This is a genomic window from Acinetobacter sp. FDAARGOS_515 (assembly GCF_003938865.1).
Lineage (GTDB): Bacteria > Pseudomonadota > Gammaproteobacteria > Pseudomonadales > Moraxellaceae > Acinetobacter > Acinetobacter ursingii.
This window is the reverse complement of the sequence record NZ_RKIX01000003.1, coordinates 1172556-1199170: the sequence shown is the minus strand read 5'-3', so window position 1 is coordinate 1199170 and position 26615 is coordinate 1172556. Positions and strand designations below refer to the sequence as shown.

The 26615-nt window shown below is 40.0% G+C and carries 23 protein-coding genes; 10 read left to right on the top strand and 13 right to left on the bottom strand.

Going from position 1 to position 26615, the window contains the following annotated elements; genetic code table 11:
• Positions 1 to 30: 30 nt before the first annotated feature.
• The 4 genes from gyrB to dnaA all read right to left on the bottom strand — a co-directional run bounded on the left by gyrB (position 31) and on the right by dnaA (position 6279).
• On the bottom strand, positions 31 to 2499 hold the full coding sequence (gyrB, locus tag EGS47_RS07100; protein WP_044437432.1) for a DNA topoisomerase (ATP-hydrolyzing) subunit B: 2469 nt from the start codon (positions 2497 to 2499) through the stop codon (positions 31 to 33).
• Positions 2500 to 2546: 47 nt separating this feature from the next.
• The gene (recF, locus tag EGS47_RS07095) at positions 2547 to 3629 is read right to left on the bottom strand and encodes a DNA replication/repair protein RecF (protein WP_125269451.1); all 1083 of its coding nucleotides are present in this window, start codon (positions 3627 to 3629) and stop codon (positions 2547 to 2549) included.
• Between the two features lie 15 nt (positions 3630 to 3644).
• The gene (dnaN, locus tag EGS47_RS07090; RefSeq protein WP_125269450.1) at positions 3645 to 4793 is read right to left on the bottom strand and encodes a DNA polymerase III subunit beta; all 1149 of its coding nucleotides are present in this window, start codon (positions 4791 to 4793) and stop codon (positions 3645 to 3647) included.
• Positions 4794 to 4884: 91 nt separating this feature from the next.
• Positions 4885 to 6279: a chromosomal replication initiator protein DnaA gene (gene dnaA / locus EGS47_RS07085; protein ID WP_125269449.1), complete on the bottom strand. Its 1395-nt coding sequence runs from the start codon at positions 6277 to 6279 to the stop codon at positions 4885 to 4887.
• A gap of 663 nt (positions 6280 to 6942) precedes the next feature.
• Here dnaA and rpmH point away from each other — a divergent pair.
• The 6 genes from rpmH (at position 6943) to EGS47_RS07055 (ending at position 12028) form a co-directional block, all read left to right on the top strand.
• Positions 6943 to 7077, top strand: coding sequence for a 50S ribosomal protein L34 (gene rpmH, locus EGS47_RS07080; protein WP_000831329.1), 135 nt, complete (start codon positions 6943 to 6945; stop codon positions 7075 to 7077).
• A 36-nt stretch (positions 7078 to 7113) separates the two neighbouring features.
• The gene (rnpA, locus tag EGS47_RS07075) at positions 7114 to 7506 is read left to right on the top strand and encodes a ribonuclease P protein component (protein ID WP_004986204.1); all 393 of its coding nucleotides are present in this window, start codon (positions 7114 to 7116) and stop codon (positions 7504 to 7506) included.
• 9 nt (positions 7507 to 7515) lie between these two features.
• Entirely contained in the window at positions 7516 to 7836 is a 321-nt protein-coding gene (gene yidD / locus EGS47_RS07070; protein WP_004986206.1) for a membrane protein insertion efficiency factor YidD, read from the top strand.
• Positions 7837 to 7841: 5 nt separating this feature from the next.
• Complete coding sequence (gene yidC, locus EGS47_RS07065; protein ID WP_104795078.1) at positions 7842 to 9590, top strand: membrane protein insertase YidC; 1749 nt, start codon at positions 7842 to 7844, stop codon at positions 9588 to 9590.
• Between the two features lie 99 nt (positions 9591 to 9689).
• Positions 9690 to 11045 (top strand): tRNA uridine-5-carboxymethylaminomethyl(34) synthesis GTPase MnmE, encoded by a 1356-nt coding sequence (gene mnmE / locus EGS47_RS07060; RefSeq protein WP_125269448.1) that lies wholly within the window; start codon positions 9690 to 9692, stop codon positions 11043 to 11045.
• 281 nt (positions 11046 to 11326) lie between these two features.
• The gene (locus EGS47_RS07055) at positions 11327 to 12028 is read left to right on the top strand and encodes a DsbC family protein (protein ID WP_125269447.1); all 702 of its coding nucleotides are present in this window, start codon (positions 11327 to 11329) and stop codon (positions 12026 to 12028) included.
• 118 nt (positions 12029 to 12146) lie between these two features.
• Here EGS47_RS07055 and EGS47_RS07050 read toward each other — a convergent pair whose 3' ends face one another.
• From EGS47_RS07050 to guaD, 3 genes are all read right to left on the bottom strand, one after another.
• Complete coding sequence (locus EGS47_RS07050) at positions 12147 to 12401, bottom strand: GlsB/YeaQ/YmgE family stress response membrane protein (RefSeq protein WP_005005428.1); 255 nt, start codon at positions 12399 to 12401, stop codon at positions 12147 to 12149.
• Between the two features lie 171 nt (positions 12402 to 12572).
• Positions 12573 to 13100 (bottom strand): hypoxanthine phosphoribosyltransferase, encoded by a 528-nt coding sequence (gene hpt, locus EGS47_RS07045; RefSeq protein WP_004986218.1) that lies wholly within the window; start codon positions 13098 to 13100, stop codon positions 12573 to 12575.
• A 235-nt stretch (positions 13101 to 13335) separates the two neighbouring features.
• Positions 13336 to 14655 (bottom strand): guanine deaminase, encoded by a 1320-nt coding sequence (guaD, locus tag EGS47_RS07040; protein ID WP_125269446.1) that lies wholly within the window; start codon positions 14653 to 14655, stop codon positions 13336 to 13338.
• A gap of 207 nt (positions 14656 to 14862) precedes the next feature.
• Between guaD and EGS47_RS07035 the strand changes: the two genes are divergently transcribed.
• On the top strand, positions 14863 to 15462 hold the full coding sequence (locus EGS47_RS07035; RefSeq protein ID WP_125269445.1) for a nucleotidyltransferase family protein: 600 nt from the start codon (positions 14863 to 14865) through the stop codon (positions 15460 to 15462).
• Between the two features lie 47 nt (positions 15463 to 15509).
• On the opposite strand, the gene EGS47_RS07030 is transcribed toward EGS47_RS07035, so the two are convergent.
• The 6 genes from EGS47_RS07030 to mpl all read right to left on the bottom strand — a co-directional run bounded on the left by EGS47_RS07030 (position 15510) and on the right by mpl (position 23197).
• Positions 15510 to 16469 (bottom strand): TerC family protein, encoded by a 960-nt coding sequence (locus EGS47_RS07030; RefSeq protein WP_125269444.1) that lies wholly within the window; start codon positions 16467 to 16469, stop codon positions 15510 to 15512.
• Positions 16470 to 16974: 505 nt separating this feature from the next.
• The gene (locus EGS47_RS07025; protein ID WP_004986228.1) at positions 16975 to 17382 is read right to left on the bottom strand and encodes a hypothetical protein; all 408 of its coding nucleotides are present in this window, start codon (positions 17380 to 17382) and stop codon (positions 16975 to 16977) included.
• 11 nt (positions 17383 to 17393) lie between these two features.
• Entirely contained in the window at positions 17394 to 19682 is a 2289-nt protein-coding gene (locus tag EGS47_RS07020; protein ID WP_125269443.1) for a fimbria/pilus outer membrane usher protein, read from the bottom strand.
• A 5-nt stretch (positions 19683 to 19687) separates the two neighbouring features.
• A complete protein-coding gene (locus tag EGS47_RS07015) occupies positions 19688 to 20401 on the bottom strand; it encodes a molecular chaperone (RefSeq protein WP_005005440.1) in 714 nt (237 codons plus the stop codon).
• 138 nt (positions 20402 to 20539) lie between these two features.
• Positions 20540 to 21082, bottom strand: coding sequence for a hypothetical protein (locus EGS47_RS07010; protein WP_005005442.1), 543 nt, complete (start codon positions 21080 to 21082; stop codon positions 20540 to 20542).
• Positions 21083 to 21835: 753 nt separating this feature from the next.
• Positions 21836 to 23197, bottom strand: a complete 1362-nt coding sequence (mpl, locus tag EGS47_RS07005) for a UDP-N-acetylmuramate:L-alanyl-gamma-D-glutamyl-meso-diaminopimelate ligase (RefSeq protein ID WP_125269442.1) — start codon at positions 23195 to 23197, stop codon at positions 21836 to 21838.
• Positions 23198 to 23446: 249 nt separating this feature from the next.
• Here mpl and EGS47_RS07000 point away from each other — a divergent pair, with 249 nt between their 5' ends.
• From EGS47_RS07000 to EGS47_RS06990, 3 genes are all read left to right on the top strand, one after another.
• Entirely contained in the window at positions 23447 to 23809 is a 363-nt protein-coding gene (locus EGS47_RS07000; protein ID WP_125269872.1) for a DMT family protein, read from the top strand.
• A gap of 429 nt (positions 23810 to 24238) precedes the next feature.
• Positions 24239 to 24754 (top strand): 5-(carboxyamino)imidazole ribonucleotide mutase, encoded by a 516-nt coding sequence (purE, locus tag EGS47_RS06995; RefSeq protein ID WP_005005447.1) that lies wholly within the window; start codon positions 24239 to 24241, stop codon positions 24752 to 24754.
• Between the two features lie 10 nt (positions 24755 to 24764).
• Entirely contained in the window at positions 24765 to 25886 is a 1122-nt protein-coding gene (locus EGS47_RS06990; RefSeq protein ID WP_005005449.1) for a 5-(carboxyamino)imidazole ribonucleotide synthase, read from the top strand.
• Positions 25887 to 26615: the final 729 nt, after the last annotated feature.

Genomic DNA, 26615 nt, shown 5'->3' with positions numbered 1-26615 from the left:
AAAGCGCCTGTTTTTTTGAATTTTTACAGATTAAGCATCAATATCCGCATTCAATGCATTTTCTTCAATAAAGGCACGACGTGGTTCGACATCATCGCCCATTAAGCAGCTAAACATACGATCTGCTTCAATCGCATCATCGATGGTCACTTGTAACATGTTACGATTTTCAGGATCCATCGTGGTTTCCCAAAGTTGCTCTGCATTCATCTCACCCAGCCCTTTATAGCGCTGAATCATCATGCCGCGACGAGAATCTTGCAAAATTTGCTGCCAGACCTGATGGAAATTAGTGACATTGATCTTGCGCTCACCTTTTTGCAGATACGCGCCCTCTTCCAATAACTTAAACCAGCTCTTGGAGTTTTTCAGTAAACGGGCATATTCAGCCGAATTCAGCAAGCCTGCATCTAACAAGTAATGGTGCGGCAAGTTATGCACATAAACCGTCACACGAGGCCAGCAGTGAATCGATTTTTCACCTGTCGGTATTTCACGCTCAAAGCTTTCTAAACTAATCTCTGGACGTAAACTTGGCTGCAACTTTTCAATGGTTGCGCGTAATTGTTCAGCCCATTGTTCCACATAAGGACGATCCTGACTTTGATCTGCCTTAAACGGTTCAACTTCAAGCAAAGCATCGAGCAAACTTGCAGGATAACGCTGAGTCAGACGCTGTAAGCTTTTTTGCGAGACTTGATAATCTTCAATGACTTTGGCCAAAGCTTCGCCATTGATTGCAGGGGCATCGGCACTAATATGCAATTCAAGATCATCAATCGCATTGGAGATCAGGAAGCTTTCTAAGGCCTCATTATCCTTGATATAGAGCTCTTGTTTGCCTTTTTTCAGCTTATACAACGGCGGTTGTGCAATATAAATATGACCGCGCTCGACCAGTTCTGGCATTTGACGGAAGAAGAAGGTCAATAATAAGGTTCGAATATGAGAACCATCGACATCCGCATCGGTCATAATGATAATTTTGTGATAACGCAATTTATCAGGATTATATTCTTCACGCCCAATACCACAGCCCAATGCGGTAATCAGTGTACCGACTTCCTGACTAGAAATCATCTTGTCAAAACGCGCACGTTCCACGTTCAGAATTTTACCCTTCAGCGGTAAAATCGCCTGCATTTTACGGTTACGACCTTGCTTGGCACTACCACCCGCAGAGTCACCCTCGACCAGATACAATTCTGACAAAGCAGGATCTTTTTCCTGACAATCGGCCAATTTACCCGGTAAACCTGCAATATCCAGCGCACTCTTGCGACGCGTCATTTCGCGGGCTTTACGCGCGGCATCACGGGCACGTGCGGCATCAATAATCTTGCCTGCAATCGATTTGGCTGCCTGAGGATTTTCCAGCAAATAGGCTGAAAATTCTTTATTCATCGCCTGTTCAACCGCAGGTTTGACTTCACTCGACACCAATTTTTCTTTGGTTTGTGAAGAAAACTTCGGATCTGGGACTTTGACTGAAATAATCGCGGTTAAACCTTCACGCGCATCATCACCCGTAACGGCAACTTTTTCTTTTTTCAGTAAGCTTTCATTTTCCATGTAGCTGTTTAAGCCACGAGTCAGTGCTGCACGGAAACCAGCCAAGTGCGTTCCACCATCTTTTTGCGGAATATTATTGGTAAAGCAGCGTACATTTTCCTGATAGCTATCATTCCACTGCAATGCCACTTCAACACCAATGCCGTTATCAGCATCCACGGTAAAGTGAAAGATGTCATTCAGATGAGTTTTGCCTTCGTTAATGTATTTTACAAACTCAGACAAACCACCTTCATAATTGTAAATGTGTTCCAGATTAATCCGTTCATCACGTAAAATAATCTTCACACCCGCATTTAAGAATGAAAGTTCACGCAAACGACGCGCCAAAATCTCCACATGAAAAATGGTTTGACTAAAAGTCAATTCACTTGGCCAGAAACGTACCGTAGTCCCTGTGCTATCCGTTTCACCGACCACACGCAATTTGTATTGTGGATCACCATGATGATATTCCTGCTCATGGATTTGACCCGCACGATGAATCGTCAGTTGCAATTTGCTGGAGAGTGCGTTGACCACAGACACCCCCACACCATGCAGACCACCTGAAACCTTATAACTGTTGTCATCAAACTTACCACCCGCATGCAAAATGGTCAGAATGACTTCCGCAGCAGAAACACCCTCTTCTGGATGAATATCAGTTGGGATACCACGACCATTATCTGAAACACTGACCGATTCATCTTCATGAATCGTGACAATAATCTCATCACAATGCCCTGCCAAGGCTTCATCGATTGCATTATCGACCACCTCAAAAACCATGTGGTGCAAGCCTGTCCCATCATCTGTATCACCAATATACATGCCTGGACGCTTACGCACTGCATCCAAACCACGTAATACCTTGATACTAGAGGAATCATATGCCTTTTCGTTTGATTGTTCTGTTGGAGAGGCAGATTGAGACTCTGAACTCATGGTTTCTCCCTAGCAAATTTATGGATCAATCCCCAGTGGGGAAAAAATCAAATGGGGACAGCCCGAACCTGACCATGTTCCACGTTGAACAATTGATAAGATACAGCCAGATCCTGTAGGTGATGTTGTACCGCTTGTTGATCTAAAGTGGTCATAAAAACCTGACTACCTAACTGGCTTAATCGTTCAATTAATCGCCGCTGTGCGGCATGGTCTAATTCTGCTGTCAAATCATCTAATAATACCACAGTTTCCTTATTACTCGCATGTAACATTGCAATCTGTGATAGTTTTAAAGCCATCATCAGGAGCTTTTTTTGCCCGCGTGACAGCACATCATCCGCATCGCCCAACGGCGTTTTTAAACGCAAATCGGCACGATGAGGACCATATTCGGTATATCGCCGTTCAACATCTTTGGCATGATATTGAATCAGATCATTGAACAGTCCATGCTCTTGGTGAAAACCCGCCTGATAATCCAATTCAATACGCAGTTCAGGTAATAATTGCTGTAGATCCTGTTGCAAAAAAACCTGCCATTGCTCGATCATCAATGAGCGCTGGTTATGCAACATCTCTCCATAAGCTGCCAGAAGTTTGTTCCAGGGTTCCAACTCTGTCAGTGAAATCTGGCGAGAATGTTTCAGCAAGCTGTTGCGTTGTTTCAGCGCTCTGGAATACTGCTGCCAAGTGGCATAAAACTCAGGTTCCACGTGAAACATGAGCCAATCCAACATTTGTCGGCGTGGTTTGGCACCATGATCCAAAATATCGGTACTTTGTGGGTCGATATGTTGTAAGGGCAACAGTTTGGCCAATTGTCCCTGCGTCGCCACAGGATCACCATTCACCTTGATCAGTTGCTCACCTGTGGCAAGTTTACGCATTCCCACTTTTTCAACGGCAGATTGAGCAAATACAATCGCGTCTTGTGCGCCATGCTGAATATAATGCTTGGGCGTATAAGTTCGAAAAGAACGTCCAGTCGAAAGCAGATGGATGGCTTCAAGCACTGAGGTTTTACCCGAACCATTGGCGCCGTAAAAAACGTTAAACGGTTGCAACCCAGACAGTGCAACCGTTTTTAAATTGCGCACACGCTCGATATTTAAACGTGTTATATGCATAATCGAATCAGTTCTTTAGACACGCATTGGCATCACAACATAAGTTTGATCGGTATGTGTCGGATCCTGAACCAACACGGATTGATTGGCTTCAGTCATGGTCATACTGACGTCATCACCATCCAACACATTCAATACATCCAGTAAATACTGTGCATTGAATGACATTTCCATCGAGGTATTTTGATATTGAATGGCTAAATCTTCAATCGCCTCATCCTGTTCAGGGTTATTGGCACGTAGTTGTAATACATCAGGATTGAAGTTTAAGAACACGCCACGTAATTTTTCATTACTCAGAATCGCGACCCGTTGCAAAGACTGCTTAAACACATCATGCGCAATTTGAGCCAGTTTATCGCCACCACGTGGAATCACACGACGATAATCTGGGAATTTACCATCAATCAACTTGGTGGTAAAACGAACGGTAATATCACCCTGTTCTTTATCACGACTTGGGGTGGTAATCGTCACATTGAGCAATTCTCGTCCAATCAATAGCCGTAATTGCTCATCTTCGATACTCAGTAAACGCTGTAATTCGCCCACGGCTTTACGCGGTACAATAGCTTGCACCAGTTGAGCAGCATTGGATGAAGCTAAAACTTCACACAAAGCTAAACGATGACCATCGGTCGTCACTGCACGAAGTTGATTTTCATCAATTTCCAGTAAAGTTCCAGTCAGATAAAAACGCACATCCTGCACCGCCATCGCAAAGGCTGTTTTTTCAAACAAACGTTTAAGTTCACGCTGCGTGACCTGAACCTGTGTGCCCTGACTATTTTCAGTATTCAACAAAGGATAATCTTCTGCGGGTAAGGTCCCTAGCACAAAACGACTATTGCCTGATTTTAAAATACAACGCTGGTCTTCTGTAATTTGCAGATCAATCAATGCCGCTGTAGGCAATGATTTGCAGATATCCATCAATTTACGTGCAGGCACGGTCGTTTCGCCAGATTGCAAACAAGCACCCTCAGCCAACGCCGTACTGGCTACCAGCTCTACTTCCAGATCAGAACCAGTAATGGTCAAAGCCTGATCAGTCGCCTGAATTTTAACGTTTGAAAGAATATTTAAGGTATGACGACGCTCCACCGCACCTACAACATGAGACAGCACATTGACTAAACTTTCTTTAGCGATTTTCAAACGCACAATTCATTCCTCTAACAACTGAAAGCCATTATTTCATTTTTTAGCAGTGTACTATGCGGGAGTTGATACGACTTTGCAACTGCCCTGATGCTTAACTTTGCAGTAAGCGCAACAAGTTTTTATAGTCTTCATTAAAGATCGGATCTTCATCTTTTAAACTTTGTACTTTTTCACAGGCATGCATGACCGTACTATGGTCACGCCCACCAAAAGCCATGCCAATTTCAGGAAAACTATCACCTGTAAGCTCACGTGCCAAGCCCATCGCCAATTGTCTTGGTCGCGCATAAATACGAGTACGTTTTGGCCCGATCAACTCTTTGAGTGGAATACGGAAATATTCACTGACCACGCGCTGAATATTTTCGACACTAATGGTTCGCGCACGAATGGCTAGCACATCTTTTAATGATTCTCGAACCACATCTAAATCAATTTGCGATCCCTTAAAACGGGCAATCGCCACCACTTTGTTTAAAGCGCCTTCAAGTTCACGCACATTGGCCACCACTTGCTGGGCAATGAATAAAGCGCAATTACGCGGCAAATCAACGCCACTGTTTTCAGCTTTTTTCAGTAAAATTTCGATACGGGTTTCGATATCTGGTGGTTCTACACCCACAGAAAGTCCCCACGAAAAACGCGAGACCAAACGTGGATCAAGTTCCGTTAATTCTTTTGGATAGCGATCTGAAGTGAGAATAATTTGCTTGGATTCATCCAACAAGGCATTAAACGTATAAAAGAACTCAACCAGACTGGCTTCTTTACCCGCCAACAAATGAATATCATCAACTAACAATAAATCTAATGAACGACAATTTTTCTTAAATTCTTCGACTTTGCCTTTTTGTAAAGAAGAGACAAAATCCTGAACAAAACTTTCGGCAGTCATATACATAACGCGCGCATTGGGCTTGGCTTGTAATAACGCATTGCCAACCGCTTGCATTAAGTGCGTTTTACCTAAACCTGTCGGCCCATATAAAAATAAGGGATTATGCTGCGAAGCTCCCAGTTGGGTTAAAACCTTACGACAGGTTTCAGCCGCCATTTGGTTAGAACGACCTTCAACAAAAAGTGAAAAAGTAAATAAAGGATTGAGTAAACGTTTTTTTGAATTTAAATTTTTAGCTGTGGCTGTCGATGCTACATCAGCAACTTCTTTTTTTACTCGAGTCGGTGCTGCCACCGTATTTAAGGCAGCTGTAGTGGTTGCTGGCTGTTCCGTTGGGGATAAAATCGCGCCAGGACGTGAATCCACTAAAATATCCACCTGACGAACACGACCTTCTGATAACTGCTCCGCCAGAATTGAGATCAATTCCAGATGATGTTCCTGAATATAACGTGTCCAATATGGATTTGGCGCATATAAACGTAAGGTATCCTCCGCTTCCTCAGCAACCAGAGGGCGGATCCACATCGCAAAGACATTATCAGAGAGCTCTTGTCGCAAGCGATTTAAGCAGTCTGTCCACAGCATGTGATTCCCCTATCTCTTTTTAAATTCAAAAAATAAACCACCCTTCCAACAGAAAGGGTCGCCATTCTAACCAAGTTATCCACATCTGTCATGAACGGAACCATCATGTTTGTTCAAAAAGAATCCTTTCGCGCTTTAAATTTAAATTCAAAGCGCTTGTGGATAAGTTTCACCATAAGCTGGGGATAGTTTTATAAGATGAGTTATCCACAATTTATAAGTTTTATAAAAACACAGTTATTCACAACTCAACAAACTGATTTTAAAATTTAAATTATCACTTTCCACAGAAAAAACGTGCCCTAATAAGAATAAATTTAAATTTTAAAATTTGAATTTATTTAATAGCGGCTCACTCGCTGTGGATAATTTAGCGATTTATGAATTTAAATTCAAATGCGCAATGCAAGCACCAAATTCATCTTAAGCTTGTTGATAAACATCAGAATAAGCTGTGGGTATGTAAAAAACAAGAATAAATTTAATAGATTAGATTGTGTATAAAATTTGTAGGCTTATTTCTAGGGAAAGGCAGAATAAATCTAAGGGTTTTCAAAAAATACTGAATAAAATGTAAACTTTTTGATTTTTCATTGACAGTAGGGTCGTTGCACCATAAAATCGCGAACCTTTACAGAAAGATCATATTTTGGGAGTTTCGATATGAAACGTACTTTTCAGCCCTCTGAACTAAAACGTAAACGTGTTCATGGTTTCCGCGCTCGTATGGCAACTAAAGCTGGTCGTCAAGTGTTGGCTCGCCGTCGTGCTAAAGGTCGTCATAGCCTAACTGTTTAATTTATTTAAATCGTTATTACTACACGATCGGGTGTTATGGCACTTTATAGCTTTGGTACAAATGTACGCTTACATTGTGCTGCTGATTTTAAAAGTGTGTTTGATGGTGCGCTTTTTAAAGTGCATCAACCTCATTTTTTATTTTTGGCAAAACCTTCTGAACAGCCTAAAAGCCGTTTAGGATTGGTTGTTGCCAAAAAAAAAGTGCGCCGTGCGCATGAAAGAAATCGAATAAAACGACTTGCACGTGAAAGCTTTCGTTTGCATCAACAACAATTAGCACTGATTGATATTGTGGTTATGCCTAAACTTGGCATTGAAACCGTATCTAATGCTGATCTGACTCAGCAACTTCAATTGGCTTGGCGTAAGTTAAATCGTCTTGCACACAAGCATCAAAACACCATCTCTCCCTCAATTGAAAAATAGAGATGACCAATGGTATCTATCCTGCATTGGTTGATTCGATTTTATCAAATTGCCTTGAGTCCTTTGCTCGGACCGCGTTGTCGCTATATACCCACCTGTTCGCAATATGCGCTGGAAGCTGTTCATCGCTATGGTGCAATCAAAGGTAGTTGGTTGGCGGTGAATCGTGTCTGTCGATGTCATCCCTGGGGAGGGAGTGGGTATGATCCTGTACCTGCTAAAGCAATTCGTTTTATTTCATTTCAGCAAATAGATTCTCAAAAGCCTCACGTTGCTGTACCCTTTCGTGAGCGTTTATTAAACCAAAATCACTTTAACCACTTGGGATAATTGATATGCAACAATGGGCCAGGTTTGCGATTCTCGGAGCCATGTTTGTCACCGCATATTTGCTTATCTTGGCTTGGCAAAAAGATTATGGTCATAGCACTACTTCTACTCAACCCGCGCCTGCCGCTGTGGTTGAATCTCATGAAGTGTCTGCCGACCTGCCAAATAGCCAAGCTACTGCGACATCAACAGATGTGCCACAAGCAAATATTGCGACGCAACAAGTTACAGATGCGACAGCACCTGTGAATCAACAGCTTATTTCAGTACAAACTGACCTCTATCACCTTTGGATTAATCCTAAAGGTGGCGATATTGTGCGTATTGAATTACTCAATCATGATAAAGACAAAAACAGTGACCAGCCTTTTGTCATGCTGGAAAGCGATGCGAAGCGGACCTATGTGGCACAATCTGGTTTAATTGGATTGAATGGCCCAGACAGTAGTCGCCAAGGTCGTCCACAGTATGAAGTTGAAAAAACAGCTTATACATTAGCGGATGCCAAGGATAGCCAAAACAAAGACGGTAAAGCTGAAAAAGTTCTGACGGTCCCGATGGTTTACAAAACGGCTGATGGTGTTGAAATTATCAAGCGTTTTACCTTTAAACAGGGCGATTATCCAGTTCAGGTGAGCTATCAGGTAGTGAACCGTAGTGCGCAAAACTGGCAAGGTCAAATGTTTGGGCAGATCAAGCGCGATAACTCAGAAGATCCGGGTAAATCTGATCAAGGTATCTTTACCTTGGGGACTTTCCTTGGGGGCGCATGGGGAACGCCTGATGAGCATTACAACAAGCTGAAATTTGCTAATTTCTCTGATGAAAAACTAAATGTGGATGCCAAAGGCGGCTGGGTCGCGATGGTACAACATTATTTCGTCAGTGCATGGATTCCAGGTCATTTTGGTGATCAGGCTTATACGGCCAAGTTAGAGTCGCGTAAATCTGCCGATAATATGAATATCATTGGCTTCACTTCTCCGACCATCAATGTGCCTGCTGGCAAAACCATGACGGTCGATGCGACGTTCTATTCTGGGCCAAAAATCCAGTCTGAATTGAAAGATCTCGCGGTTGGTTTGAATCAAACCGTTGACTATGGTTGGTTGTGGCCAATTGCTAAACTGTTGTTCCTCGGTTTGCAATTTTTCCATAGCATCGTAGGAAACTGGGGCTGGTCAATTATTCTTTTGACGATTGTGGTGAAATTGATTCTGTGGCCTTTATCTTCAAAAAGCTACCGTTCAATGGCCAAGATGCGTGTGATTGCACCTGAAATGCAACGTATGAAAGAAGAGTTTGGCGAAGACCGTATGCGTTTCTCTCAGGAAATGATGGCGCTTTACAAACGTGAACAGGTCAATCCGCTTTCAGGTTGTTTACCACTATTGCTGCAAATGCCAATTTTCCTAGCCTTGTATTGGGTCTTGATGGAAAGTGTGGAGTTGCGTCATGCACCGTGGATGCTTTGGATTCAGGATTTATCTGCAATGGATCCATGGTTTATCTTGCCGTTGTTGATGGGCGCAACCATGTTTATCCAGCAAATGCTAAACCCGCAACCTGCCGATCCAATGCAGGCCAAAGTGTTCCGCATTATGCCAATCATTTTCACGGTATTTATGTTGTTCTTCCCGTCAGGTCTGGTGTTGTACTGGATCGTGAACAACAGTATTACGATTCTTCAGCAATGGTTTATTAATAAAAACGTTGCGAAAAATCGTCCAGCTGCACCAGAAGTAAGTTCTTAACTGACTTTCTGACTCATAAGAGCTGATAAAATCCGCTCAGGATGCTAATCTTGAGCGGATTTTTTATTTCTGTTTTTTTGCAATAGTTAGGTTATTGTTATGCTTGCACAAACCACCATCACTGCAATTGCTACCCCTCCTGGACGTGGTGGTGTGGGGGTGATTCGTCTTTCTGGCCCTAAAGCTTTTACGATCGCAGAGGCGTTGACGAAAAAAATACTTCCTGAACCGCGTATGGCGGGTTTTCGTCAGTTTTACGATGCGGCTGATGAGGTGATGGATGAAGGTTTGGTTTTGTGTTTTCCAAATCCACATTCATTTACGGGCGAAGATGTGGTGGAGTTACAAGGACATGGCGGCCCTGTCATTCAAAATGCGTTATTGGCACGTTTATTTGAATTAGGCGCCAAAGCCGCGAAAGCCGGTGAGTTTTCCATGCGTGCCTTTGAAAATGGCAAACTGGATCTGGTACAGGCGGAAGCGATTGCAGATTTGATTGATGCTACCTCGCAAGCGGCTGCACGTTCCGCTGTACGTTCACTACAAGGTGCTTTTTCCACTAAAATTAATACCGTTTTAGAAAAACTGATTCATTTACGCCTACATGTTGAAGCGGCGATTGATTTTCCAGAAGAAGAAATTGATTTTCTGGCGGATGGAAAAATTTTAGCTTTGTTGGATGAGGTAAAACAATCAGTACAGGCGGTACAACAATCTGCACGACAAGGTCAGTTGTTGCGAGAAGGCTTACAAGTCGTGATTGCGGGTAAGCCTAATGCTGGAAAATCAAGCTTACTCAATGCTTTAGCGGGAAATGAACGTGCAATTGTGACGGATATTGCAGGAACCACCCGTGATGTACTACATGAAAAAATTAGCTTAAATGGCTTACCCATTACGTTAACTGATACTGCGGGATTACGTGAAACAGGTGATATTGTCGAAAAAGAAGGCATCCGCCGCGCGATTAAAGAAATTGAACAAGCTGATCTGTTGCTGTTGGTTTATGACTTAAGTCAAGGTGACGATCCTTTACAACTTGCTCAGGAGTATTTTAAAGATCATCTTGATCCGAAACGTTTAATCCTCATTGGGAATAAGTCTGATTTGCTTGAACAAAGCGCAGTGAATGACCAATATCAAGGGTTTCGTCATGTTAGGATTTCGGCCAAACAGGAAACTGGCGTAGACAGCCTCATAGAGACGATTACAGCGCATGCAGGCTTTCAGCCTGAGGAAGACACCTTTATTGCCAGAACACGTCATTTAGACGCAATGAAGCGCACTCAGCACTATCTGGATGAGGCGCGCGAACAGCTTGTAGTATTCCATGCTGGTGAGTTGGTCGCTGAATCTTTACGTTTGGCGCAAAATGCACTGGGTGAAATTACAGGGGATTTTAGTGCGGATGATCTGCTCGGCAAGATTTTTGGTTCATTTTGTATTGGAAAGTAATCAAACAAAAATAAAAAAACACTCATGATCTTTCGGTCATGAGTGCGTGGAGAGTTTCGGAATCTATTCAGCTTAAACCTATTTCGATCAGTTTGCGTATAAGTTATGTGAAAAAGATTTTAATCTAAAGCTAAAGCAGCTTGTAGCATCATCAGAATCATCAAATCAAAAAAGGTTTCACGTGAAACATCTGATTCAAGGTCTAAGATTCAAAGAAAATATAACAGAGCTGAGCTGCGTTTCTTTTACAATACAGCTTTGTTTAGGTTGAGTATGATGCAATGTATAAAATTTTACTGGCAGCTTTAATAAGTGCATGGACTTTTTCAAGTCAAGCCAGTGTGGAAAGTGTGCAGATTCAACTTAAACAAAAGTATCCCAAGTTAAATATTGAAAATATCCAGAAAACCGAAATGCAGGGTTTATATAGTGCGACACTGGATAATCAGATTATTTATATTGGTGAAAATGCAGAACATATTTTGATTGGTTCGATGATTCGCTTAAAAGATCAGCATAATTTAACGAAGGATCTGGTGGTCAAAAACAAAAGCATTGACTGGAAAAGTTTACCTTTACAGGATGCTATTAAAACCGTGAAAGGCAATGGTAAACGCCAGATAGCAGTTTTCTCAGATCCCAATTGTCCTTATTGCAAACAACTCGAAAATCAGCTCGATCAACTGAAAAATGTCACGATCTATACTTTTATCTATCCTATTCGCAGTCAATCGGTACAGCCTTCTAAACAAGCCTGGTGCGAAGCAAACCGTACTTATGCATGGAATAATCTGATTCGAAAAGGCATTGTTCCACAAACACTGACGGCTTGTGCAAATCCAATTGATCGCAATTTAAAGTTGGGTCAAATCCTAGGGATACAAGGAACTCCAACATTGATTTTTTCAAATGGCTTTAAAGCAGCTGGCGTGGTTTCGGCTGAACAAATTGAATCGTTGTGGAAAGAATTTAAATTGGATTAAGCTACAAATTTAGTTTTCAACTGTTAAGGCTGATAGCGATATCAGCCTTAAATCAAATTTAAAAGATGAGTAGTTTATGTAGAAAAATTATCACTTTTATTTAGATCTTATAGCAAATTTAGGTGGTTTTTTTGCTAATCAGATTATAAATAAACAGAATAATAATGGCGCCTACAACCGAGGCGATAAAACCCGCACTAGAGTTTTCGGGATAAAGTCCTAAAGCACGTCCGCCATAGGTTGCTAAAAGTGAACCTGCAATCCCAAGTAGTGTGGTAACAATAAAACCCGCTTTATCTTCACCAGGATGAATCGCGCGGGCGATTAAACCTGCAATAAAACCGACGACAATGGCAACAATAAATGACCACATAAGACGTTCTCCTTGTTTTGCTTATTCTGGTTTTAAAAGTGCTTGTTTTATTATAGTGAACGGTTTTAAATCAGGCTGATAGTCAAGGATTGCTAAATCATGTTGCGTTTTTGTGTGATCGATATCGTGTAAAACATCCATAAAAAATGACGCAAAAGCGCCATTTTTTGATTACAGACCAATTTCACCAATAAAGGGTAAATGACGATATTTTTGATCGTAATCCAAGCCATAACCCACAATAAAGCGGTCTTCAACTTCAAAACCCAAAAACTTAACTTCAAGTTCAATTTCACGGCGTGAAGGTTTACTCACCAGCGTACAGAGTTCAATAGAATTGGGTTCGCGCGTTTGCAAAATTTCAAGTACTTTGCTTAAAGTATTGCCAGAATCAATAATATCTTCGACCACGAGCACATCTTTGCCGCGAATCTCACCATCCAGATCTTTTAAAATTTTAACGTCACGACTAGACGTGGTACTGCTGCCATAGCTGGAAACGGTCATAAAATCCAGTTCATGTGGTTTTTCGATGGCTCGGCATAAATCTGCCATAAAAATAAAAGAGCCGCGGAGTAAACCAATCAACACCAGATCTTTTTGGCTATTGGTATAGTGAGCATTGATTTGTTCACCGAGTTGTTTGACTTTGGCTTGAATGTCTTCAGTTGAGATCATCACGCTCATTGCAACGGTCATGGGGTAGATACCTAAAACGCAAAAGTTAAAAATAAAAAAGGTGTTGACCTGCAACACCCTGAAATCTTCAATTCATCCGTAAATTTTAAAACAAAAAAGCAGATGATGCATCCCTTCTCAAATGATTAACTGTAACTATGGCTTCTTTTTGACACGTTGATCACGTTTGAGCAGTAAGCCACATGCTACTGCGAAGATCGTCCATTTTAGCCACGGTCTGTGTTTCACTTTTGATTTATTCAGTTTTTTGGTAGGCACATTGTCCATAAATATACGTCGCCTCGATATTACGATCATCGCCCATAGTAAACAGCGCAAACAAAGCATCATCAAGCGATTTTGCACGCGATTGACGTAGGCTTTGCAAGGCCGTGGCCTTTAAATTCAGTACCACAAAATCTGCTTCTTTACCGACATTAAAGTTACCCAGTTGATCCTGTAAATCCAGTGCTTTTGCACCGCCTATTGTGGCATGGTAAAGCGCTTCATAAGCAGAGAGTTTATCGCCTTGTAGCTGTTGAACTTTATAGGCTTCATTGACGGTTTGTAACAGACTAAATGATGTTCCTGCCCCAATATCAGTGCCTAAGCCCACTTTAACGCCTTGTTCCCAAGTCTTTTTCAATGGAAATAAACCACTACCTAAAAATAAGTTTGAGGTTGGGCAAAAGGCAATGGCTGAATCTGTTTGATGCATACATTGCCATTCATCTTGTTCTAAATGCACACAGTGCGCAAATACCGAGCGCTGGCCTGTCAAACCATAATGGTGATATACATCGAGGTAGCTTTTTTGTTCAGGATAAAGTGATTTTACCCATGCAATTTCATCTTTATTTTCACTTAAATGGGTATGTACATAGACATCAGGATATTCCTGTTTGAGTTGACCTGCTTTTTCTAATTGTTCTGGCGTCGAGGTCGGTGCAAAACGTGGGGTAATCGCATAGAGCGCCCTGCCCTTAGCATGCCATTTTTCGATAAGTGCTTTCGAATCGTCATAAGCGCTTTGTGGCGTGTCACAAAGACCATCTGGTGCATGACGATCCATCAGCACTTTACCTGCAATCAAACGCATCTGGATGCGTTCTGCGGCTTCAAATAAAGCATCAACAGATTCACGATGGACCGTACAAAATACCAATGCAGTGGTCGTACCATTTTTTAACAGTTCTTGCACAAAAAACTGGGCAATGTTTTGTGCATAGGCAGGGTCTTTAAATTGAAGTTCAGTTGGAAAGGTATAAGTATTTAGCCAACTCAGAAGTTGCTCACCATACGCACCCACCATTTCAGTTTGGGGGTAATGAATGTGAGTATCGATAAATCCTGGGACGATCAGTTGTTCTGGATAATGTTGAATTTCAATATTTTCAGGAAGATGAGGCTGTGCATCTTGCCACGTGCCAAACCATTTGATTTTACCGTTTTCGCTAATCAGAACGCCGTCTTCAAGATAACGAACTTGTTCAGGAATCTGTTGAGCCTGTTGAACCAAAGACTGGATATCTAAAAATCGACCACGAACAATGGTGGTTTGAGCGGAAGATGACATCTAAAAAACCTTTAACTTGTAATTTTTTCGATTGATTGTAACGTATTTACCTAGAATTGCAGTGTTTATATGAAAAGCAAAACAAGGATTATCGTGAATTAAAGATAAGAAATTTAAGGACTCGAAGATGAGTCCTTAAATCTCAGTTTTTTTCTTAAAATAATGCAAAGAACTTGCCAAATGGTATAAATTTAACGCATTAGAATAATGGATATGACAACATTGCACCATATTTCAGGGGCTTATGATGATCAAATTCAATCATGGATTTTACATCATGCTGCGCTTGTTCAGCGTTTAAAAGTATTACGCACCATCAATGAACACTGTTATCTGAGTGCAGGTGTGATTCGGCAATTGATCTGGTCTGAGTTACATCATCAGAAATATGAGATTGAACAGGTAGAAATCGATGTGATTTTTTATGATCCTGATGCAGATTCACAACAACAGCAGCGCATTCAACAGGCATTACACAGACAATTTCCTTTAAACGACTGGGATGTGGTCAATCAGGCGACCGTACATCATTGGTATTTAAACGAAAATGCTGAGAAGATAAAAGCCTATACCTCTTTATTCGATGCAATTTCTGCATGGCCTGAAACCGCGACTGCGATTGCAGTACGCCTCACTGAAAATGATCTGCTTGAAATCATTGCACCCTTTGGGTTATCAGATTTATTCGAGCTAAAACTACGTTGGAATCCGCGTTTGGTGAGCTATGAGACTTTTTTGAATCGCGTCATTGAAAAACAATGGCTACAACGTTGGCCCAAGCTTAAATTGATTGAATCTCGCAAATAAAAAGCCCTTTTATCTTGCTAAAAGGGCTAGATCGATCAGAATCGAGATTAAGATTGAGCCTGTTTTTTATTGTGGCGAATCGATAACCATGCGGTAATCCCAAGCACCAATACAATAAAGCTCAAGGAAATCCAGATTGGCATATGGAACACATCAAGCATCAACATTTTAAAGCCGATAAATAGCAAGATGATGCCTAAACCATAGGGTAGATAATGCATTTTAGATGCTGTACCTGCCAATAAAAAGAACATGGCACGCAAGCCCAAAATCGCCATCAGATTTGCAGTAAGGACAATAAACGGATCGGTGGTGACCGCAAAAATGGCAGGAATAGAATCGACCGCAAAGATCACATCGGAGAACTCTACCAAGATCAGTACAATAAACAATGGAGTTGCCCAAAGAACGCCTTGCTCTTTGACAAAGAAACGATCGCCTTTAAAACTTGGCGTGATACGCATATGTTTACGTAACCATTTGAGTAATGCCATATCTTCAATATTGGGCTGCTCATCTCCTTGACCTTTTAAGAACTTAAAGCCGGTATAGACCAAAAACGCACCGAAGATATATAAAATCCAAGAGAACTCTTGAACAAACCATGCGCCAATAAAAATAAAGATCGTTCTTAAAACAATCGCGCCTAATACGCCGTAAAGCAAGATTTTACGTTGTAACGAAGGCGGAATGGCAAAAGCAGCAAAAATCATCAACCAGACAAAAACATTATCAATCGCTAATGATTTTTCCAGTAAATAACCTGCCAGATATTCCATGGTTTTTTGATTGGCAATAGCCAGCCCTGCTGTTTGTTGCAGGTATAGCCACAGTCCACCTGCAAATAGCATGGCGACTGTCACCCACGCCACGCTCCAGGCTAGTGCCTGTTTAATGGGCACGGACTGGTCTTTTTTCTGTTTAAAGCCGAGAAAGTCGATTAATAGCATCGCAAATACGATGCCAAAAAAGACCAGATACAGCCAAATATTACCGATAGAGTCCATAAATCTCTCCACATCTGGCAATTGGCCATAAAAAAACCTTGACCTGTCGCCAGATGAATAAAAAAACATCTGTATCAACATGATCAAGGTCTTGCCTACATCAAACTATATTTGATGCTCAGATACCGACTTTTTGCAAAGTGTATTGACGATATCTGACACGTTGTAAATTAACTTTTGATATTACATTAGTTTACAACGCTTGGAGGAGGCTACTCCCCTTGTCTACTTAAATTGAGTTTTGGAATCGAATCCAAATGTGTCTCTAGCATCGCATAATTATGCCGTTTAAGCAAATCGGATTTTTTCAATCTGTCTAGGTCTAAAAAAGTCATTAGAAGATTTCATAATCATCCTTGCCCTACCGCTACACATCAAGGCAAGGGCTTGATCACGATCAAAATTTTATTTAAAAAATCACTTTTTAAACATCATGTTGCTAGATCATTCCTCAAAATATGGTGTTCAATATCCTTTATCTTATAAATCTATTCAGATCTTTGGGTTAAAACGATAAATTGACATACACCATATCACGGTAAGTACCTGCTGGAACCTGTATGGACGGACGATCTTCTAGTCTGACCGAAATGATGTATTTATTATCTTTATGGGTGTTGGCGGTCAGTGGCACATTCCATAAATTATCCACGGGCCCTGCTACGGTTAAACGGGTTCTTAATTTGTAGGGACCATTGGTCACAAAACTTGAACCATCTGTGCTACGCAGATTCATACTGTTAAAACGAATGGTGTAAGCACTATCACAATTGACGTGAAATGATGTCGCAGCTTGGCTTTGATAGTAACTTCCCAAACGCATACGTGGTTCGGTAATTTGTCCCATAGAACACTGGCCTGCATAGAGAGTGCCTAAAGCACAGTATGCAATGATGCCAAGTAATATTTTCATTGCCTTTCTCCTTATTTACAAGTCAACTCAATGACTTGACTGGATGTGGTGGTATTGGTTTTTTCTGGAATTTGTAATTGGCTATGACAAGCCTTGTCTCCTTGAGTACTGAGTTGATAGGTTTTAGGTAAAAGACCGTAGAGATAAACGTTACCTTGTTGGTCGACTGGATAGACTTGATCTGTATTTTGATCCAGATAAACAGGTGTCGCTCTGGCTAATAAATTTCCATTTTTATCGCGTAATTTTACGATCACTTGTTGGGTATGAGTCACTGGAAAATCAATGTAATAACCGCGTTGATTCAGTGCGACCATTTTTTTGGATGAGTAATCAATTTTATCTTCAATCGGAAGTTGATCCTGATCAAAAGATAAATCGTAAGAAATATAAGGCAAAATATCATGGATAAAGAAATAGCCATTTTTATTGGTTCGACCAACAGGCGATAAAGAACGCATCACATCGACATCTTTATAATCACCAACTTTGACCAATGCGAAGGCACTATCGACAGATTTTGTTAGATTCACCTGATGATTCAGCCAAACCAGTGCGCCACGATAGGACACTCGTGAATCATAAGAGTCAGAATTTTGAGTATGTTGTAAAGTCAAATCACCAACATCAGTTTTAAATAAACCAAATCCGTTATAAGTCATTTCACCATCACGACGTTCAGCACCTACAGAATAATCAAAGCCTGTCTGTTCTGGAGAACTTTTCGCAAAGGTTAAACGTGTATCTCCATCTGTAGTTTGATCCAGATAAATATTTTTATTGTCATCCCAATTGAAAATAAGGGAGAAAAAAGCGCCAGAATCATTAAAATCCCCAAAATCTTTAAAATAGGACGCCGTAAAAGATAAACGTCTGGAAAAGCTTTTGGATATTCCGACTGTTAATAATTTTGAATTATTTCGAGGAACTTCATCATCTGGATAATAACGCCGTTCGACATAGTTTAAATTAACACTATTGACATAAGGCACTTTAAAGAAGGATAGATACGCCAACGAATCGATACGAGGGTTTCGAAAATCTTGAGTATATCCAAGTGATTGATAGTCTTCAGAAGAGTAACGCGTGCTCAGTCCCATCGAAAAGCTATCAAAACTATTGCTTACAGAAGCACCAACCGAATAACCATCATTCCCATAAGCAGAACTTCCTGCTGCATTTACATCTAATAAGGCATAACGCCCTAATGATTGTGTCCACATCAATCCTAAATTTTTTACATCATCACTATATGATCCATTAAAACCGAGGGTGGTATCGGTGCTAAAGCCACGACGAAAATAGACATTGGTAAAGAAATCACGATAGTCATTGCTGTCATAATCGTAATTAAAACGTAATTTACCTAAAGAGACGTTATATTCATTGAGTCCAACTTTGAGTAAACGATTGTTAATCAAAACAGGAAAGTTTTGCACGGAGCGGTTGCCTAAAATATCTTCAACCACAATTTGGGCATTGCCTGATTGTTGGATGTTTGCACCCGTTTGTAAGGTATAGTCTCCTGGAGTCACATTTTGTCGATAGATACTTACGCCATTGATATATAAATCAATAGTTGAAGGAACAATTGCACTCCCTCGTAAAATAGGTGTGTTCCAGTAAATAAAATCAGAACGTTCGCTAAAATTAGTCCCGAAACTAATCCCACCGAAGCGAAATGAATCAATCAGTGAATTATATATACTGGTATTATCCCCCAATGTCAGTCTGGTGAAATGCTGAGGAAAATCAATACTCAAAGAACTATTTAGACGAATCACTCCTGTACTGTCATCGTCTGCATCATTTTTTCTGTATATCAATGAGTTATTGAGTAACCAATAATCCTTGAAAATCCCTAGTTCGTAAAAATTATTAAATTCATAGCCTTGATCAAATTTGTCATAAAAGAAGTCATAATTGAGAAATGCTCCTAAAGATGCTTTGTCAGGTTGTAGCATGGTATTTTGATTGGAATACCCCAGAAAATATTCAGCCGGAAAATCAATCTTGAGTGACTGACTTGCGTTATCAAAGCTGGAGTGGATTTGATCACTACTTACTAGACAATATTGTTCTTGAGAGGCGTGTTTTTTTAATAAAAATACTTTTAAATTAAGTGAATTAAGAATCTGACATTCAACATAATATTGATTATCCTGTTGTAAAACTAAGGCCTCCGTATTCCGATCGAGTCCATTAATCCAGAGATTGGATAAGATGACATTGTCTGCCGCATGAACATGTGTAAATGCACATATCAAGCAGATATGTGCAGAAAGTATCGATATTTTCATACAGATCACTCCTTAAGACTATATTCATAAGGCTGATCTTGTTTGTCGGTCAGAACGAGAAGTTTATATTGATTATTATGCAGATTAATTTTCTCAAAATTAAAATCTTGAGCTGTATTCGGAAGTAAATATTTCATTTGGCTTAAGTTAGCGACTTCTTTTTTTGAAGCATCTACCAACGTTAATTTTAAAATCTGAACATGTGAAGGAGAATTGTTCTTAATATTGACGACTAAATTGTTATTAATCGTTTTCGGTATGACATTGATATTGACTGGATTGAGCTTACCCACAAATAAAGGGACAGAAATATTAAATAAAAACGTTACTGAATCCGTGTCAACAGGCGGAGCTACTTCTTGAAAAATAATACGCCAGGTTTTTTCATCATTGGTGGTGATTCCTGCTAAAGGTTGGTTAAATCCAACACGAATGACCTGTTTTGAATTAGGCGCAATAATAAAGTTTTTGGGGTTAATAATGATATTGGGATCTGGCTCGTAGACATCCTCTCCTTTGTCATTTTGTGACCATTTCACGGCGGTTGCTTCAAAGGTTTTAGTGTCCTCCATATCTTTTGAGTCCATGGTGACTGTTGCGCTACGTTGTTTGGTTTTATCGGTAATATAGAGTTGAATTGGACTAATTGATAAACCTGCCCATACTATATGGGTATACCCACATAAACCAAGTATTAAGATTAAAACTTTTCTTTTCATAACCCACCCGTATATTATTTATAAGTAATTAACTTTTGTATTCAATGGTATTTTTTATAATGTGATTGGATTTGAATTAATGAAGTTGGCTCCATTACTAGAATAGAACCAACTTTTTGAAATATTAAATAAAATGGATTAGAAATAAACTGAAATATTATATTTATCAGTATAAGTTCCAGCGGGTTTGCTAATACCTAAAGAACCAGAGGTTTGTACTGTAATGCTATAATCATTAAGTGAAGAAGTACCAGCAGTCATTGGTTCATTATATTTGATTGAACCTAAATTGACATTATTGGAGCCACGTTTAGTAGTAACAGTTGTTGGAATAGAATAAGTTCCATATTTTAATGCAGAGTTATTAGTTCCTGAAGTACGATTATCGGTATCAACCAATAGGTTATATGCTGCATTTGCACCTACACTAAAACCACCAGTACCAGTGCCTGTAGTGCTATTTAGGGTGATTTTTGTAGTGACATTTTTGAGTTCGCATACTTTTGGAATTGTGATTTCAATAGGAATAGACTTACTTCCGCAGAGTTCTGTACAACCTTCAGGGTGCTGCGAACCGCCTCCGCCACCCCATAAGCTCGCCGTTTCTACCTCTGCATGAGCAATACCAACCACTCCACCAAAAGCCACCACTGACAATATTGTTTTTACAAGCTTGTTCATAACGTATCTCCCATCTTTTATTATTAAGATGCTGTTTGTTATTTATAAATTTACAATTATGAGATCTGGATTTTGAAAAAATCTTCTATTCATAACTGCTCTTTAAGCATAGTTTAATCACACTAATAAACAATAATGTGATTTATTTCACATAAAATAAAATACTTTGATTTTTTATTTGGTTTAAATTGTTGTTATTTATTGTTTTTTAATTTTTATTCAAGCCAATCAGCATCTGAAATAAATTTGATTAATTTATTCATAAAAAATAGTTGATTTTTCATTTAAATAAAAATTATTTAAAATGAATAACTTAATAAAACTAAAAAATCAAAAAATTTTATATTTTGATATAAATTGTTACGTGTTATGAATTTTATTTGTGAATTTGTATTTATTATTGTTATTTATACTCAAAAAATATTTTTTTTAATCTCTATATCTATAAAAGAATGGATATTTCCATTATATTGTGTTTTTTACATTTACAATTGAATTTATACTTGGTTTTTAATTGATAAATGTTATATGAACAATCACATTTAAAAGAATGTTTTTATAGCCTTTTAATTTCTAAATTATTGGGATTCAGACTAATATTTAATAGAATATGAATTGAAAAGTATTGATTTAGCTTATCAAATTTAATCTATTTGTACCTCAATAGCATGGATAAAATTAAGGCATTAAGGACGGAAAAAATTAAAAAGAGTCCAAAAAGGACTCTTTATAACGCTACGATTTGAGCAAAATTTATTTTAAGGCATTTAAAAGCTTTTGATGTAATCCGCCAAACCCGCCATTTGACATAATCACCACAGCATCGCCCTCACCTGCTTCATTCACAATACGATTGATAATTTCGTCCAATGAACGACTGACTTGAGCATGATTGGTCGCAGCGTCGACCACAGGTTGTAAATCCCAATCCAGACCTTCGGGTTGATACCAGATCACTTCATCGGCCAATCGTGCTGAATGTGCCAGCCCCTCTTTATGGCTGCCCATACGCATGGTGTTGGAACGTGGCTCAATAATGGCCCAAAGTTTACGTTCACCCAAGCGTTTACGTGCGCCGTCTAGCGTGGTTTCAATTGCGGTTGGATGATGGGCAAAGTCATCATACACTTCAATGCCGTGAACGGTTCCAAGCAGTTCCATACGGCGTTTGACTCCACCAAAATTGGATAAAGCCTGACAAGCCTGTTCAATACTCACACCGACATGTTGTGCCGCTGCAATCGTTGCTAAGGCATTGGCGACGCTATGTTGCCCCGTCATATTCCATTGTACTTCAGCTTTGACCACACCGTGTTCTATTACTTTAAAATGACTGCCATCCGCGCTAAGTTGTTCTGCACTGAGTGCAACATCAGGATTCGGATTTAAACTGGTACGCACCACTGGCGTCCAGCAACCCATATCCAACACTTCATCAATATGAGTTTCAGTGATTGGCGCAATAATGCACCCCTCACTGGGAATGGTACGCACCAAATGATGGAATTGTTTTTGAATCGCTGCCAAATCATCAAAGATATCGGCATGATCAAATTCAAGATTATTTAAAATCGCGGTTTTAGGATGATAGTGAACGAATTTTGAACGCTTATCAAAAAAAGCCGAGTCATATTCATCCGCTTCAACACAGAAATACTGACCGCCTCCCAAACGTGCACTTTCACTAAAACCAAGCGGTACGCCGCCGATCAAAAAGCCTGGATTTAAACCTGCCTGATCGAGTACCCAAGCCAGCATGGTGGTGGTGGTAGTTTTACCATGTGTGCCTGCAACGCCCAATACATGTTTCCCTTGCAAAACATGATCAGCCAAAAATTGTGGGCCAGAGATGTAAGGTAAACCTGCATTGAGCATATATTCAACCGCATCAATACCACGTTTCATGGCGTTGCCTACAATCACCAGATCGGGATGCGGCTGTAAATGGCTGCGATCATAGCCTTGCAACAATTCAATGCCTGCATGTTCTAATTGGGTCGACATGGGTGGATAGACATTGGCATCGGAACCTGTGACTTTATGTCCTAAATCTCGTGCCAGAAGTGCCAAAGAACCCATAAAAGTGCCACAAATACCCAAAATATGCAGATGCATAACTCGCCTACTCCACTGCCCTGAGTTGGCCTTTTATTTCTATACGCCAACGTCAAATATCAATTTAAATTGACAGCAACGATAACAAGGCTGCATGGGAAAAGATAGTCATAAATCATGTGATTCGGGTGTTTTGCTGTTGCTTTTAGGTGAAATGACAGGGATTAAATTTTGACGAAAGAATTATTTTTTGAAATTTCGCTTTTATAATAAATTTGACTGTTCACAGACCGTTTGTGGTCTATTCTGATCAAGGATATTCATTTGAATCCAACATTGATTGCACTTGGCTGTTTAATTATCTCAAATTGCTTTATGACGATGGCGTGGTATGGTCATTTAAAGTTTTTACATCATGCGCCTTTATGGCAAGCCATCTTGTTTGGTTGGTTGATCGCGCTGATGGAATATAGCTTTATGATTCCTGCCACACGTTATCTGGATCAACAAGGTTGGACGCTAGGTGAAATGAAAATTACGCAGGAAGTGGTAACGCTGATCATATTTGTCCCTTTCATGCTGTTTTTATTCAAGCAACCGTTCAAATTGGACTATTTATGGGCCATGTTATGTTTGATGGGATGCGTCTATTTTGTGTTTCGTGGACAGTAAACTGATCTAGATCAAATGAAAAAAGCCCGACATCCTGTCGAGCTTTTTCATATTTTGCGCCTAGGTATAACTCCTGTCATCCCTCACGATCCTGATGCAAGAACTTATCATTTTTGTTTTCTGTTCTAGAACTTCCTGTTCCTCATGAATTCATCATAGGACAAAATAAAAAATAGACCTAGACGCTATTTTCTGAGAATTTTGTCAGTAAATGCTTACAACAGCTTCTTGCTCAGCTTTAAATCATATTTCCTGTGATTTAATTTGGCTCAAAAACTGGGTAAAAGCATCAAACTTGATCAATTCAGATCAAATTGTCTCAGAGTTTTGGAGCTGTTGAAAAAAACCGCTATAATGCCGCGCATTCTCTTATCTTTCTTGGTGCAAACCGAGATCTCTATTTTTATCTTTGATACTTTGGAAATGCCAATGAACGCGGTCGCAGCGAAAGATGCTCAACCCTTAGTCGGAATTATTATGGGTTCTCAATCGGATTGGGCAACGCTAGAACATACTGCCAATATGCTCAAACAACTCGGTGTGCCTTTCGAAGCTGAAGTGGTTTCGGCACATCGTACCCCCGATCGTTTATTTGAATATGCAGAAACGGCGCGTGAACGCGGCATTCAGGTGATTATAGCAGGTGCTGGCGGCGCGGCGCATTTACCAGGGATGTGTGCAGCTAAAACTGATCTGCCTGTACTTGGAGTTCCTGTAAAATCTTCGATTTTAAATGGTGTTGATTCTTTACTTTCAATTGTACAAATGCCAGCCGGTATCGCGGTGGGAACTTTGGCGATTGGCCCTGCGGGTGCAACCAATGCTGCGATTATGGCGGCACAGATTTTAGGTCTACATGATCCTGAAATTGCTAAAAATGTGGCTGATTTCCGTACTGCGCAGACCGATAAAGTCGCAAGCAACAATATTCCAGGTCAGGTATAACGAGGCAATCATGGATAAAACCATCGGAATATTTGGTGGTGGCCAACTGGGTCGCATGATGGCTCAAGCTGCATTACCATTAAATATTCAATGTACTTTTTTTGAAGCCCAGCAAGATTGTCCAGCCGCAGCGCTTGGACATGTTTTTTCAAGTCAGGCAGAACATGGTTTAAGTGCTTTTATTCAAAGTGCCGATGTATTTAGTCTTGAGTTTGAAAATACGCCGCTTGAAGATGTGGATGCTCTAAGTCAAACCAAATCAATTTATCCGCCACGTCAGGCACTCGCGATTGCGCAAAATCGACTCTCGGAAAAGACTCTATTTAATCAGCTTGATATTCCAGTTGCACCGTTTAAAGCGGTCGATAGTCTAGACTCACTAAAACAAGCTGTGTCCGAGCTAGGCTTGCCGATTGTATTAAAAACCGCGACAGGTGGTTATGATGGCAAGGGACAATTTGTCTTGCGTCAAGCCGATCAGATCGAGCAAGCTTGGGCTGAACTGGGGCCTGCACAATCCTTGATTGCGGAAAGTTTTGTGACTTTCTCGCGTGAAGTGTCCATTATTGCCGTGCGTGGCCAAAATGGTGAAGTCAAGACTTGGCCGTTGGCTGAAAATCATCATCATCATGGGATTTTATCGCATTCAATTGTGCCTGCACCGAACAGCATTGATTTGCAACCTGTTGCACAGGATTACATCACGCGTTTACTCAATCATCTGAATTATGTTGGTGTACTCACTCTTGAATTGTTTGTGACTGAGCAAGGCCTATTTGCCAATGAAATGGCACCACGTGTACATAATTCAGGACATTGGTCGATTGAAGGTGCGGTGTGCTCACAGTTCGAAAATCATATTCGGGCGGTGGCGGGTTTGCCATTAGGTTCAACAGATGTGATACGTCCAACCGTGATGGTCAATATCATTGGGCAACATCCAAAATCTGAAGATGTTTTAGCTTTAAATGGCGCGCATTTACATCTGTACAATAAAACAGAGCGTGAAGGCCGTAAACTCGGTCATATCACCTTAATGCCTGTGAATAGCGAGGATTTGGTCGGTTTATGCCGCCAATTAGCGCAGATTTTACCTGAGCCATTGGCCTTAAAAGCCGATATGACGCTGTAATTTTTAAATTTTAGCTCCAAAAAAACGATCAAAATACTGGTCGTTTTTTTGTGATTTATTTTGCTAGACCGCCTTTCAATCTGACCTTTTATCTTATTCATCTCGTCAAGTCGCATAAATTTGGTTATTTTTTAACAAGCTTTGATTAGATAAAACCTATCTTTACTTCAACAATAAATGGCTAAAAATTTGAATTCAAATGGTAATAAAATCTAGGCTTTTTATTTTGAATTTAAATTATCTTTGATGACTATTTAAGGTCTCTTTATTTTTATCCACAAGGAAGAAATACAAAGGACTAATAAAATACGTCGATGATGAAGAATATTTTTGAATTTAAAAGTAGGCTTTTTATATTCTGTATTTTAAATTCAAAAACCAAGCGTAAGGTTATCCACAGATGCTGTGGTGAGTGGTGTTTGAATTTAAAGTAAGTGATCGGTGCGTATCCTAAAGTTTGAATTCAAAACTAGTGATCGTTATAAACTGTATAGGATGCTGTCTAAGTCACTATAAATACTAAAAAATCATGAATCTTTAGTTTTAATTCAATATTTTGACATAGCAGTATGCTAAACATGTTTTGAATTTAAATGGAAAAACGATTTTTGAATTTAAAAATAAAGTGATGGAAAAGTTTGAATTTAAAAGCATCGCTCGATGATGAGTTTAAAATAAGAAAAATGAATTCAAAGTTACCAAACTTATCTGTCATCGTGCCATCTAAAT